The 12,701-nt window shown below is 47.9% G+C and carries 16 protein-coding genes; 14 read left to right on the top strand and 2 right to left on the bottom strand.

Annotated features, from left to right (window positions below; genetic code table 11):
• Positions 1 to 4: 4 nt before the first annotated feature.
• The 10 genes from MUG84_RS19295 (at position 5) to MUG84_RS19250 (ending at position 8,724) form a co-directional block, all read left to right on the top strand.
• Entirely contained in the window at positions 5 to 940 is a 936-nt protein-coding gene (locus tag MUG84_RS19295; RefSeq protein WP_244727825.1) for a carbohydrate ABC transporter permease, read from the top strand.
• Positions 941 to 958: 18 nt separating this feature from the next.
• Positions 959 to 1,783 (top strand): carbohydrate ABC transporter permease, encoded by an 825-nt coding sequence (locus tag MUG84_RS19290; RefSeq protein WP_244727823.1) that lies wholly within the window; start codon positions 959 to 961, stop codon positions 1,781 to 1,783.
• A 19-nt stretch (positions 1,784 to 1,802) separates the two neighbouring features.
• A complete protein-coding gene (locus tag MUG84_RS19285; protein ID WP_244727821.1) occupies positions 1,803 to 3,104 on the top strand; it encodes a family 4 glycosyl hydrolase in 1,302 nt (433 codons plus the stop codon).
• Positions 3,105 to 3,193: 89 nt separating this feature from the next.
• A complete protein-coding gene (locus MUG84_RS19280) occupies positions 3,194 to 4,735 on the top strand; it encodes a right-handed parallel beta-helix repeat-containing protein (protein ID WP_244727819.1) in 1,542 nt (513 codons plus the stop codon).
• A 237-nt stretch (positions 4,736 to 4,972) separates the two neighbouring features.
• Complete coding sequence (locus tag MUG84_RS19275) at positions 4,973 to 5,197, top strand: helix-turn-helix domain-containing protein (protein WP_036649309.1); 225 nt, start codon at positions 4,973 to 4,975, stop codon at positions 5,195 to 5,197.
• Between the two features lie 453 nt (positions 5,198 to 5,650).
• Positions 5,651 to 6,193, top strand: a complete 543-nt coding sequence (gene sigY / locus MUG84_RS19270) for an RNA polymerase sigma factor SigY (protein ID WP_244727817.1) — start codon at positions 5,651 to 5,653, stop codon at positions 6,191 to 6,193.
• A complete protein-coding gene (locus tag MUG84_RS19265) occupies positions 6,168 to 6,584 on the top strand; it encodes a YxlC family protein (RefSeq protein ID WP_244727815.1) in 417 nt (138 codons plus the stop codon). The genes sigY and MUG84_RS19265 overlap by 26 nt, the downstream gene beginning before the upstream one ends.
• Positions 6,585 to 6,830: 246 nt before the next feature.
• On the top strand, positions 6,831 to 7,028 hold the full coding sequence (locus tag MUG84_RS19260) for a PLD nuclease N-terminal domain-containing protein (RefSeq protein ID WP_244727813.1): 198 nt from the start codon (positions 6,831 to 6,833) through the stop codon (positions 7,026 to 7,028).
• A complete protein-coding gene (locus tag MUG84_RS19255) occupies positions 7,025 to 7,948 on the top strand; it encodes an ABC transporter ATP-binding protein (protein WP_244727811.1) in 924 nt (307 codons plus the stop codon). The genes MUG84_RS19260 and MUG84_RS19255 overlap by 4 nt, the downstream gene beginning before the upstream one ends.
• Positions 7,945 to 8,724 (top strand): ABC transporter permease, encoded by a 780-nt coding sequence (locus MUG84_RS19250; protein WP_244727809.1) that lies wholly within the window; start codon positions 7,945 to 7,947, stop codon positions 8,722 to 8,724. Before MUG84_RS19255 ends, MUG84_RS19250 begins: the two co-directional genes overlap by 4 nt.
• A 90-nt stretch (positions 8,725 to 8,814) precedes the next feature.
• On the opposite strand, the gene MUG84_RS19245 is transcribed toward MUG84_RS19250, so the two are convergent.
• On the bottom strand, positions 8,815 to 9,276 hold the full coding sequence (locus MUG84_RS19245; RefSeq protein ID WP_244727807.1) for a DinB family protein: 462 nt from the start codon (positions 9,274 to 9,276) through the stop codon (positions 8,815 to 8,817).
• A 128-nt stretch (positions 9,277 to 9,404) separates the two neighbouring features.
• On the opposite strand from MUG84_RS19245, the gene MUG84_RS19240 reads away from it, so the two are divergent.
• The 4 genes from MUG84_RS19240 to MUG84_RS19225 all read left to right on the top strand — a co-directional run bounded on the left by MUG84_RS19240 (position 9,405) and on the right by MUG84_RS19225 (position 12,118).
• Positions 9,405 to 9,776, top strand: coding sequence for a hypothetical protein (locus MUG84_RS19240; RefSeq protein ID WP_244727805.1), 372 nt, complete (start codon positions 9,405 to 9,407; stop codon positions 9,774 to 9,776).
• Between the two features lie 73 nt (positions 9,777 to 9,849).
• Positions 9,850 to 10,599: a 2,3-diphosphoglycerate-dependent phosphoglycerate mutase gene (gene gpmA, locus MUG84_RS19235; RefSeq protein WP_244727802.1), complete on the top strand. Its 750-nt coding sequence runs from the start codon at positions 9,850 to 9,852 to the stop codon at positions 10,597 to 10,599.
• A 115-nt stretch (positions 10,600 to 10,714) separates the two neighbouring features.
• Positions 10,715 to 11,059, top strand: a complete 345-nt coding sequence (locus MUG84_RS19230; RefSeq protein ID WP_244727800.1) for a DUF1904 family protein — start codon at positions 10,715 to 10,717, stop codon at positions 11,057 to 11,059.
• Positions 11,060 to 11,188: 129 nt separating this feature from the next.
• A complete protein-coding gene (locus MUG84_RS19225; protein WP_244727798.1) occupies positions 11,189 to 12,118 on the top strand; it encodes a manganese-dependent inorganic pyrophosphatase in 930 nt (309 codons plus the stop codon).
• A gap of 168 nt (positions 12,119 to 12,286) precedes the next feature.
• Here MUG84_RS19225 and MUG84_RS19220 read toward each other — a convergent pair whose 3' ends face one another.
• Complete coding sequence (locus MUG84_RS19220; protein WP_244727796.1) at positions 12,287 to 12,481, bottom strand: hypothetical protein; 195 nt, start codon at positions 12,479 to 12,481, stop codon at positions 12,287 to 12,289.
• Between the last annotated feature and the right edge of the window lie 220 nt (positions 12,482 to 12,701).

Genomic DNA, 12,701 nt, shown 5'->3' with positions numbered 1-12,701 from the left:
GAGCATGAATCATGGCACTGCAACGGGCAGAAATAAAGGAATTCAGCCAGGGATCGAACAAATGGGCCGCAAGGGCGGAAAGAGATTTATTTACCTGTCGTTAGCACCCATTCTGCTGTTGTTTGGCGTATTTGCCTTTTTTCCCATCGGATGGAGTCTCGGGTTATCGGTATTTAAATACAATCCGCTTAGTGCAAGCGCTCTCTTTGTCGGAGCTGACAACTATATCCGCATGCTGGGCGATTCGGTGTTTGTGAAGTCGCTTTGGGTAACGTTTAAATTTGTGGTTATTGCCGTTGTGGTTAACATGATCATCACGCTGATGATCGCTGTGGCGATCCAGCGGATCAGAACGGGCTGGCTGCGGAGTTTGATGCGCACCGTATTTTTTCTGCCGACGATCGCTCCGCTTGCAGGAACAGCCATTGTATGGAGCACAATGTTCAATTTCAATCACGGGCTGTTTAATATCCTTCTCGCCAAGCTGCACATGGCTCCCATACAGTGGTTAAGCGATCCTCATTATGCACTGCATTCGGTCATTATGATGACGCTGTGGGCGGATATCGGGTACAATATCGTCCTCTTTATTGCGGGTCTGGATTCGATCCCGGATATGTATTATGAGGCTGCCATTCTGGATGGGGCAAACCTCTGGAATTTATTCAGGAATATTACGCTACCGCTGCTTCGAAGATCGATGCTGTTTATTTCCGTCACCACGGTCATCTCCTATTTCCAAGCCTTCGCCCAGTTCCAGATCATGACCAAGGGAGAACCGTTTAATGAAACAAGGGTGCTGGCTTTACACATTTACGAACAGGCCTTTTCAAACTCCAACATGGGGTATGCATCGGCCATGGCTACCGTGTTTCTGATGATCATTTTATTGGTTACCTTACTGCAGCTCAAATGGGGGCGTACGGAGTGGGAATATTGACGAGGGAGCTTTGCGCATATGCACCGCAGAAATAAATGGCTGGATGGTTTGATTATGATCGTGTTGATCTTGGCCGCTTGTGTGATGCTGCTGCCTTATGTATGGATGGTTTTGTCTTCGCTTAAAAGCAATATGGAAATCGTATCCGGTTCGCATACATTTTTACCGCGTAAGGCTAGTTTCGAGGGCTACCGTACCGTGCTGGTAGATGCGCCGTTTGTGAGATGGCTGATGAACAGTGCCGTGACATCCGTTGTGATTACAGCAGCGACCCTTTTTACAAGCGCCCTTGCCGGTTATATTTTTGCCAAACATCAATTTAAAGGACAGAAGCTGCTGTTCATTCTTATTCTCGCGACGATGATGATTCCGTTTCAGGTGATTATGATTCCGACCTACCTGGTTACGGCGAAATTAGGTTTGGTGAACCATTTGATGGCTATTATTTTGCCGAATCTGGTGAGCTCTTACGGCGTTTTTCTAGCCAAGCAATTTATTGAAGATATCCCGCAGGATCTGCTAGATGCAGCAAGAATGGATGGCGCCAGTGAGCTTAGGCTGATGGTTCGGATTATCGCGCCGTTGATTCTGCCTATGCTGTCTGCCCTCGGCATTTTTACCTTTATGAATTCCTGGAACAATTATTTATGGCCGCTCATTATTTTGAATGACGAGAGTAAAATGACCGTTCCGTTGGCTCTGGTTTATTTTAACGGGACGCATATGGTCAATTATAACGTCGTGATGTCGGCTGCTGTACTGATTACGCTTCCGGTTATTGTCGTGTTTCTGATTTTCCAAAAACAATTTATCAAAGGCCTGACGATGACAGGCATGAAGTAAATAGAAGGGGAGAAGACCGATGACAAAAATTTCGATTATCGGCGCCGGCAGCGCTTTTACACAGGAGATTACCACAGATATTATGCTGATTGAAGGGGTTGAGGGCGGCACGATTGCGCTGGTGGATATTGACCCGGAACGATTGGAGATTGCCCGTAAGCTGGTCGAACAAATTATAGAACTCTCAGGAAAGAAGTGGGACGTGATCGCATCCCAAGGCCGCAGAGAAGTGATCGGGGGTTCACAGTTCGTTATTAATCAAATTGAAGTGGGTGGACTGCAAACCGTCCGATATGAGTATGAAATTCCTTTGAAATACGGTGTGAATCAATGTATAGGCGATACCCTTGGTCCAGGAGGGCTTTTTAAAACGCTGCGCACGCTTCCTTCCTGGATGGAAATCATTCGGGATATTGAGGATCTCTGTCCGGATACGATCATCCTTAATTACACGAATCCGATGTCGGCGGTTACACTTCTGACCTCTAGATTCACGGAAATTCCGGTCGTCGGCTTATGCCACTCCATACAGAACACGTCTAAGCGATTAGCCAAATTTGCGGGGGTCCCTTATTCGGAGATGAAGTGGAGGGCTGCGGGGATTAACCATATGTCCTGGTTTGTAGAGCTGAGTCATGCCGGCAAGGATCTATACCCTGTACTTATGGAGAAAATGAAGGATCCCGAAGTACTGAAGAAAGACCCCGTCAGGTTTGATGCCATGAAATATCTGGGGGCCTTCGTTTCGGAATCCAGCGGTCATTTCTCGGAATACATCCCTTACTACCGTAAACGCCAATCGCTGATCGATCAGCACTGCAGTTCAGGTTATAACGGAGCAACAGGTTATTATGCGGACAATTGGCCGATTTGGCGCAGGGAAAACGATGAGAGGATCATTCAGCAGCTCGAAGGAACGCTTCCGCTTGAACTGAAGCCAAGCAATGAGTATGCGGCCATTATCATCGAAGCGATGTTGAAGAATGAACCAAAGGTGATCTACGGGAATGTGCCGAATGATGGCCTGATCCACAATCTATCGGCAGGTGGCATCGTAGAATTCGCCTGCATGGTCGACCGAAGTGGCATCAATCCATGCCGATTCGGCAGTCTGCCTGAACATCTGGCCGCTCTATGCCGTTCCAATATGGCCTTTTTTGATCTGGCTGTGGGTGCGGTGCTCGCAAGTGACAAAGAAATGGCCCGGCATGCGCTGATGGTTGATCCGCTGTCCGCTGCCGTATGCTCACTCGCCGAAATCGGCGATATGTTCGAAGAACTGTACGAAGCGGAGCGGGATTTCATCCCGGTTCTGCGGTAAGGAAAGAAAGGATCTGTCTGACTGGTTTTAGGCTGCGGACTTACTGAAGTCCGGCTTAAAATATATAAATCCGGGGAGGCTGATAATTCATGAGATTCGGTAAAACACTGATGGTGGGAGCAAGCATTGCTTTATTGGGATTTTCGATCGGAAGCTTTAAAGCGCCTGTGGCTGCGGCTGCCGGTACCGAGTATTATGTGGCGGCAAACGGGAGCGATTCGAATGCCGGCACAGTCAGCGCACCATGGAAAACTTTGCAGCATGCAGCAGATACCGCAGGTCCGGGGAGTACAGTTTACGTCCGCGGCGGAGTATATAACGAAAAACTCAAGATCACAAAATCAGGTTCTGCCGATCAAGGGCCGATCACCTTCACCAGCTATGATTCGGAGCAGGCCGTCATCGATGGAACAGGGCTTTCCGTGAGCGGTACCGAAGGCATGATCGACATCGCCGATGCCAATTATATTACCATTCAAGGGTTTGAAATCCGCAACTATACCACGACCATAAGCAATGTTATGCCTGTCGGGATTTATGTTCACGGCGCCGGAGGCTTCATATCGCTGTCGAGCAACAAAATCCATGATATTAAAAACACGTCAACCCCTACGGGAAGCAATCTTCTCGGACGGGATGCCCACGGCATTGCCGTGTATGGAACTAAAGCGCCGGAGTCCATCCATGACGTTACGATTGAAGGCAATGAGCTCTATAATTTGGTGCTGGGTTCCAGTGAATCCCTCGTGTTAAACGGCAATGTTGATACCTTTTCCGTGACGGGCAACAAGATCCATGATAATGACAACATCGGCATCGACATGATCGGGTTCGAGGGCAAATCTCCAAATGCGGCCTATGATCAGGCACGAAACGGATTCGTGAGTGGCAACGAGGTGTACAATATTACTTCCAATTACAATCCTTCCTACGGAAAAAAGCTTCCGAACAACAGCAATGGGGCAGACGGTATTTATGTCGATGGGGGTAAAGACAGCATCATCGAGCGGAACTACAGCTACAATAATGACATCGGGATCGAAATCGTCTCCGAGCATGCCGGGAAAGCCACGAGCAACATTACGATTCGCAGTAATCTGATCTATAATAACCGCTTAACGGGGATTGCCATGGGAGGTTATGACACAAAGCGCGGTTCAACGGTGAACTGCCGTATCATCAACAACACGTTGTACAAAAATGACACCTTGGGTGACGGCAACGGACAGCTGTACGTTCAATACGACACCCAAAACAATATTATTGAAAATAATATTTTCGTAGCCAGTTCCGCGAATGTGCTGATCTATAACGGATATACGAAAAATTCAGGGAACGTGGTCGACTATAACTTGTATTTTGCTCCAGGCGGAAGCTCTAAGGCTACTTGGACCTGGAAGAATAACCTGTATACAGGTTTTGCTGCATACAGAAATGGAACAGGTAATGATGCTCATTCCCTGTTCGCGGATCCTTTGTTCCTGAACGCTTCCTCCAATGATTTCCACCTGCAATCAGCCTCGCCAGCCGTTGATTCGGGACTAATGGATACGAACATCATTGGAACTCTGGATATCGAAGGAAAAGCTCGGGTTCTGGGAGCTGGCGTAAACATGGGCGCCTACGAATAAACAGCTATGATGGCTGAACCATAACTAATATGCACCCCTTAAAATAATCGGGACCTTCCGGGGAATCCGATGTAACTTAAGGGGTGCATTTTTATTCATGCGATGCCTGCCCATCAAGGCGCAAGCCTATTTTTCACCTGTAACGACACCATTAATCGGGACCTTACATAATATGAGTTGACTGTATCCCTTTACCTTGTTATACCATACAAACCCGAGCAAGGAGGGGTGACACCATTGAAGGGAAACGATCATAAAAGCAAATTTTTATTGACTCACCGTGAACGTGAAGTGTTCGAGCTGCTTGTTCAGGATAAAACGACCCGCGATATTGCCGGACAGTTGTTTATCAGTGAGAAGACGGTGCGGAACCATATCTCCAACGTCATGCAGAAACTCAATGTCAAAGGCCGTTCTCAGGCCGTCGTCGAGCTGATCAAGCTCGGGGAATTAAAGATTTGATCGATGCCTTCAAAAGCGCCCTTGGCCTTCTGTACTATGTCTTCTTTATTTATAAGGAGGGCATGGAGAGAAGGTTCTTTGCTTTAAGGAAAAATGAGAGTGATAAGTGATCTCATCTAGTTACAAATAAAACAAGCGGCTGCCGGATCATAAGGTAGTCGCTTGTTTTATTGTTAGGTCAGCTCTCTTCTTAGGTAAACATATTTCTCGTGAAATAGTTACCGTTTAAAAATAAAAGAGTGCCGCCCGATGCTCGGTAAAACCGGGTCTGCTAATATGTATTCTGAATCATGTACAGGTTGGAATGAGCCTCCTGAATTATTTTTTTTATTATCCGGTGAACGAATCATAGAACCTAAACGTATTATGGGTGATTTCACAGGTCGCGTACGGGCCTAAAGCAAACATCTTTGTCTTAAAAAGTAAGCTTTGAAAGGAGCCGGTGGTCAGCAGATGGACGAACAAGAGCAAATTAAACGCGCCCAGCGCGGGGATGAACGGGCGATGGCGCAGCTGCTGCAATCCCACTACTCCTTTTTAATGAAATATCTTATCAAAATGACGATGAATCCACTGCTGGCGGAGGATGTTGCGCAGGAGACCATGCTCAGGTGCATCGAGAAAATCCATCTGTATAACGGAAAATCCAAATTTTCTTCTTGGCTGATCACTCTGGCGACACGGATATATATCGACCAGATGCGTCGCAGTCGGGTGGAGAAGCACTGGAAAGACCAAGCGCAGGCTCTCCGCCAGACGCAGTGGCAGCTCAGGCACGAGGAGGAAGCATGGACCGATGCGTTACAAGCGCTGTCTCTGCTGAATTATGAGTGGCGGCTTCCGATTCTGCTCAAGCATTATTACGGGTATACCTATGATGAAATTGCCGAAATGATGGATATCCCGCCGGGTACGGTGAAATCCAGAATATATCACGGATTGCAGCAATTAAGAAAGGAGCTGGCGACAGATGAAAAGAAACAGACAAGAGCATGAGAGCATGGAGCCGCAGAAACCGGACTTGAAGTCTCCACAGGTACTGAACATGGACGAACACGGGTCTCCGGAGGATGAGGCGCTGATCGCCCAGCTGCTGCACGGGTTCGACCAGATGGAACGGACGATCCGGCATCCGGAACCGCCGGCACTGCATGAGTTGGAGCAGCTTGTAGCTGTGCAGCGGCGGAAGCTGCGTAAACGTGCTCTTCTAGAGTGGATTTTGTTCCTTCTCACTGCGCTTGTGGTGATTGGAGGTAACATGCTTCTGGCGTTCAGCAGCATCGCCGTGTTTGCTACCATTCAGGCGCTTGTGTTTGTCGTCATCATTGCCTCTGCTGCACGTTTCTTCTACAAATCCCGGAAGAAGGTGAAGTCGGGTCGTGCATAGTTACCATTCTGATTCGCTACCGCTATGGGGCATTGTTCTAGTGGTATGCATTTTGCTAGCACAAAGCTCATGGCTGTTTACGAATGCTCGCCGCCATACGAAATATTACTGGTTTTGGGGAGTCATCGGCTTGATTCAATGCCCCAGTCCGCTTATTGCGTACTGGTTCATTCATATTTACTGGCCGCGTAGAAAAGAGCGGCAAAAACATAAATCTCAATAATTAGCGCGAAGGGGGAATAACGCGTGAATACCGATATTCCATGGGATTTGATTGCACCACTGATTGTCATTTGGCTGATTCTGGCTGTGGTGGGCCTCATTTCTTTATCTAGAACCGAATCAACAAGGGGCCCTAAGTGGTTATGGGTAGTTATTATTGTGTGTGGGAATATTTTGGGCTCTGTCCTTTATTTTGTCGTTGGAAGGAAGGATGTTTCATGACACAGCCGCTGCTTCAGGTTAAAGGATTAACCAAGCGCTTTAAGGACCGTACGGTTGTTCGGGATGTGGCCTTCTCGATTGCCGAGGGAAGCTGCGCTGCTCTTCTAGGCCCCAACGGGGCGGGGAAAACGACAACGATCAGCATGCTCGCGGGTCTGCTCCAGCCAACCTCGGGTTCCATCCAATTGCTGGACCAAAGTAAACCAGTGACCGACCGCAGGATGTTTATCGGATATTTGCCGCAGATGCCGGTGTTCTATCCATGGATGACAGGTAGAGAGTTTCTGCGCTATGCAGCCGAGCTTGCCGGATTGGCAGGCCGCGATGCTGTGCTCAAAACAGACGAATGGCTGGAGAACGTGGGACTGCAACATGCAGCATCAAGAAGAATCGGGGGATACTCGGGTGGCATGAAGCAGAGGCTCGGTCTGGCACAGGCTTTGATTCACCGTCCCAAGCTGCTCATATTGGATGAGCCGGTCTCCGCGCTGGATCCTGCCGGACGCAAGGATGTACTGAATCTGCTACAGCGGATCCGGCTCGAAACGACAGTTCTATTCTCGACGCATGTCCTTCACGATGCCGAAGAAATTTGTGACGAAATTCTCATGATCCGAGAGGGAGAAATCGCGCTGCAAGGGAAGCTGGACCAGATCCGAAGAGAGTACAGCGAACCCGTTATCCGGATCGAAGTTGGAGGAGACCCGGTATCTCTGAAATGGATGGCCTCGATCAGTAGCAAAGCTTTTGTCCGTCAAGCTGAGATCACCGGAAACCGGGCCAGGCTGACAGTAACTGATGTGGAGAAAGCTTCGTTCGAGCTGATGGCTGATGCGGTTTCGCATCAGGTCGCCTTCCGTAAATTCGAATCGGGACAAAGCACACTTGAGGATTTGTTCCTAAAGGTGGTGCAGGCATGAAGCAGTTCGGATTGTTTTTCCGGAAAGAAATGCTGGAAATGGGACGCAGCTATAGATGGCTGTGGGTGCCGTTGGTCTTTTTGATGTTGGGGGTCATGCAGCCGATAGTAACCCGCTTTATGCCTGAAATCCTGAAGGCGGCAGGCAATATGCCCAAAGGCATGACGATCATGATGGAGATGCCGTCAGGAGCGGAGGTTCTCGCCCAAACGCTCGGTCAATATAACGCGATAGGCATCCTCATTCTGGTGCTCTCCTTGATGACGATGATTTCGGGTGAACGCCAAAGCGGCGTCTCGCAGATGATTTTTTCCAAGCCCGTCTCGTTCGTGTCATATGCCGCTGCCAAATGGATGAGCATGATTTCCCTGATCACCGCGTCCTTCGGACTCGGATATGCCGGAGCCTGGTATTATACCGTGCAAATGATCGGACCGGTCGACACAGCTGCGGCGGTAAAAGCGGCGCTGTTTTATCTGCTGTGGATGTGGTTTGCCGGATCGCTTACTCTTCTATTCAGCTCACTTATGAACCCTGCGGCTGGGATTGCTTTTGTCAGCCTGGGCGCGGCCCTGCTATTGTCCTTAGCATACGGCATGCTTCCGCGGTATATGGCCTGGAGTCCTGGGGCGCTTCCGCAAATATCGGCAAAGGTCCTTCTGCAAGGAAGCGGAGGCACAGGTACCATGGGCGCCCTCTTGATCACGATCCTCTTCATGATTATCTTTTTCGTAGGGGCGGTTTACATGACCCAACGCAAAAGAGCCCGATTTTGACAAAAATGATTTGTCTCTATATAACAACATATGTAATAATATGGATATTAAAATACCCTGACTTCTTTCAAGCCAGGGTTTCTTTGCTTTCTAGACGAGTACCTTGATCATGGCGTTGATTATGCCAGAATGGGAGCTTTCGTGGCTGATGTTCATCACCAGAATTTCGCCTACCGTTTCCGCTTTGGCAAAGTTTTCTTTTACCGTCAGAGGCTCCTGAAGCTTGCCGCCAAAAGTATCTTCTATCAGCTTGCACTGCCGGGTCAGTTCTTCAATCAACGTGTCCCAAGCCGGAGCTTCCTCCGTCCAGTCCGCAGGTTTGGTGCTGGGACCGAAGAATGCTTTATAGTGATCCGGAATGACGGATTCTTTGCCTGCAAACTGAAACACAATGTGATTCGTTACCGTCAGCAAATGCCCGAGCTGCCAGTGGATGCTGTTGTTGAAGCCCTCAGGCACAACATTGCGTATTTCCTCGGGAAGCGTTTGGACCTTTTGGATGATGCCATTGCGACTCCGCAGCATGAGTCCGAATAAATAAGAGTCTCTCATGAATGATTTTATCCTCCTTACGATATGTAATATCCCTTCAATTTTATAGTAGGGTGGCGGTAGAAGCAATGTACATATACATCACGTCAAGTCACATTGTATTCTAAACCGAAAGGAAAGATGTTAACTTGGAAAACAAGAATAGTGCACTCATTCTTGGCTTAAGCGCACTGATGCTGTTTGTCGCCGTTTATCTCGTGTTTATGGTGAAACCACAGACGGAGACCGCAACGGCAACCCACATTATAGGAGGGAGTTTGGATATTTACCCCAAGGATATGAATAACACCAGCTTCCCTAAAGAACTGAATGTCAAATCCAACGCATTGAATGAGCAGATTGTGCCCCTTGGCGACAACCGCTTTGCCGTCATCGACGGCAACACGGAATCCGATACGCATGGTACGATCTTGATCTACGAATATGATGCACAGTCCGGCAAGCTGAAATTTCTGACTTCAGATAATTATGTCATGCGCATGAATCAAAGAACGGAATAAGGGTTAATAAATAGAATAGACACACCATACAATGTCCAAATCGCGAGAGGCAGAAGTGAGGAGGTATCATCATATGTTCAAAGTCGTTCTGGTGAGACATGGGGAAAGCATTTGGAATCAGGAAAACCGCTTTACGGGCTGGACGGATGTCGATCTAACGGAAAAAGGTGTCCATGAAGCGATCAAAGCCGGAGAACTGCTCAAAAAGGTACCTTACGAGATCGATATTGCGTATACGTCTGTCCTGAAAAGGGCGATCAAGACGCTGAATTACATACTCGACGTCAATGATTCTTTATGGATTCCGATCCATAAAAACTGGAAGCTGAACGAGCGCCATTACGGCGCACTTCAGGGACTGAATAAGCAGGAAACGGCCGACAAATACGGGGCTGAGCAGGTAAAGCTGTGGCGCAGAAGCTTCGACGTGCCGCCGCTGCAAATTACCGCCGAAGATGATCGTTATCCCCTTAAGGATAAGCGCTACGGTCATTTGACCGAACAGGAAATCCCACTAGGGGAAAGCCTCAAGGATACCATCGCTAGAGTCGTTCCATACTGGGAGGCAGAAATTGTGCCCCAGATCAAGGCAGGTAAAAAGGTGCTGGTCGTGGCGCATGGGAACAGTCTCCGGGCGCTGATGAAGGTGCTTGAGGATATCAGCGCCGAGGATATCGTCGACTTGAATATTCCGACCGCAGTGCCGATTCTATACGAGCTGGATGATAACCTGAAGCCGCTGAACCGCCATTTTCTCGGCGAACAGGATCATGTTCAGGAAAGAATCGAAACAGTCGCTAACCCGTCTACAATTATGGAATAGCCAAGCTGCATGGAGGGGTCCTTCGTAACGTGAGGTGACTCCTCCGGTGTTTTTGTGGTAGGGTATATAATACCAGTACACATGAACACGAACCTCCAGAAAGAAGGGAAAAGCTTTGCCTTTTGTCAGATTTACGGGATTTGATAAAAACGTGGTGGAGTCTGTCGCACCCGCGATCGTTGAAGATATGGCAGCCATCGCTAACATTCCGCAGGAAATCGTAAAAATTGAGCTTTTACATGTGGAAAAAATCACAAACAGCCCGCAGTCGGTCGAAATTTTCATGTTTCCAAGGGAGCAGGAGAAGCATGACGCCATCGCCAAAATGATAGACGGACACCTGAGAAATCTGGGATTTACACGCACTCATATCTTTTATGTTCTGCTTCAGCCTTCACTTTACTACAAAGAGGGATTGCCCCTGAACGAGATCCCTAGAAAAACAGTTCATGAAGCCTGATTTGGCATCTATAAATAAAACTCTGTAAAGGAATTGGAATATTGCCTGATTATCGCTATAATCGAATGTAGACCAAGACATTTCTGGAATGTCTATACTTTATAAATGGATAAGGAGCAATGAAAACTCATGGCTAAAACTTTGATTTTCGGACATAAAAACCCGGATACGGACACAATCACATCTGCTATTGTATACTCCTATTTGAAAAACCAGCTCGGATTCGATACGGAAGCCGTTCGTCTGGGCAATGTCAACGGAGAAACTCAATTTGCTCTCGATACTTTTAAGGTTGAAGCTCCACGCCACGTGGAGAAAGTGGCAGGCGAAGTTTCCGAGGTTATTCTCGTAGACCACAACGAACGCCAGCAAAGCGCAGACGACATTGATCAAGTACGCGTAACGGAGGTTATCGACCATCACCGAATCGCGAATTTCGAGACAAGCCATCCTTTGTACTACCGCGCTGAGCCTGTAGGCTGCACGGCTACGATCCTGAACAAGCTGTTCAAGGAAAAAAATGTAGCTACTCCGAAGGAAATTGCTGGCCTGATGGTATCAGCGATTGTTTCGGATACGCTTCTACTGAAATCCCCAACCTGTACAGAGGAAGACGTGGCTGCTGCGCGTGAACTGGCTGAGATCGCCGGCGTAAACCTGGAAACATACGGTCTTGAAATGCTGAAAGCCGGAGCGGACATGAGCAGCAAAACGATCGCTGAGCTCATCTCTCTGGATGCCAAGGAATTCCAAATGGGCACTCACAAGGTTGAAATTGCCCAAGTGAACGTCGTCGATACCAATGATGTGCTGAACCGTCAAGCAGAGCTAGAAGACGCCCTGAACAACATCATCAGCCAAAAAGGTTTGGATCTGTTCGTGTTCGTTGTAACCGACATCCTGAACAACGATTCCGTAGCCTTGGCTTTGGGCAAGAAAGCTTCTGCAGTTGAAACCGCGTATAATGTGAAGCTGCAAAACAATACGGCGGTGCTGAAAGGCGTTGTATCCCGCAAATCGCAAATCGTGCCGATTCTGACCGAGACTTTAAGCAAATAATAAACATGCCACCAATACAAAAAACAGGTGTTGGACTCCGCAAAAGGGTCTAACGCCTGTTTTGTTTTTTAAAGGCATAGGCATTATCCAAAAGTGAAAAACCTGTTCATGACTGAACAGGTTGGGTTTGTATAAGTGTGTAGTTCTGGGAGAAGGGATTGGAGACCATTATTGCTCGGGATCTTCGTCTTCCTCTGAATCTTCTTCCTCATCTTCCTCCGAATCTTCTTCTTCTTCATCGGATTCGAATTCAGCTTCAGCTTCTTCGTCTTCTTCCTCGTCTTCGCTTTCTTCAATGTCGTCGATTTGAGATTCCTGTACCTCTTCGTCGGACAGCAGCAGTTCGTTTTCGAAATTTTCCATGTTTAATCCCTCCATTTTATACACCTATTCATAAGTGCAATTTCACTATATCACTTGTATATGAAAACGTTTGTCATTTTATGAGTGCGCTGTCACTTTATTTTCTTTGATATTTCGGCAAAAAACGGGTGGTCTGGAGGAGATGTCGACTTGACGTTTCTGGGGCAGACCTGAACTCATGATTTCATGCACCACCTTTGAACTAATGGCTGTCTCCCCA

The organism is Paenibacillus mangrovi, assembly GCF_022898935.1.
Lineage (GTDB): Bacteria > Bacillota > Bacilli > Paenibacillales > Paenibacillaceae > Paenibacillus_AQ > Paenibacillus_AQ mangrovi.
This window is presented reverse-complemented; position numbering and strand designations above follow the sequence as displayed.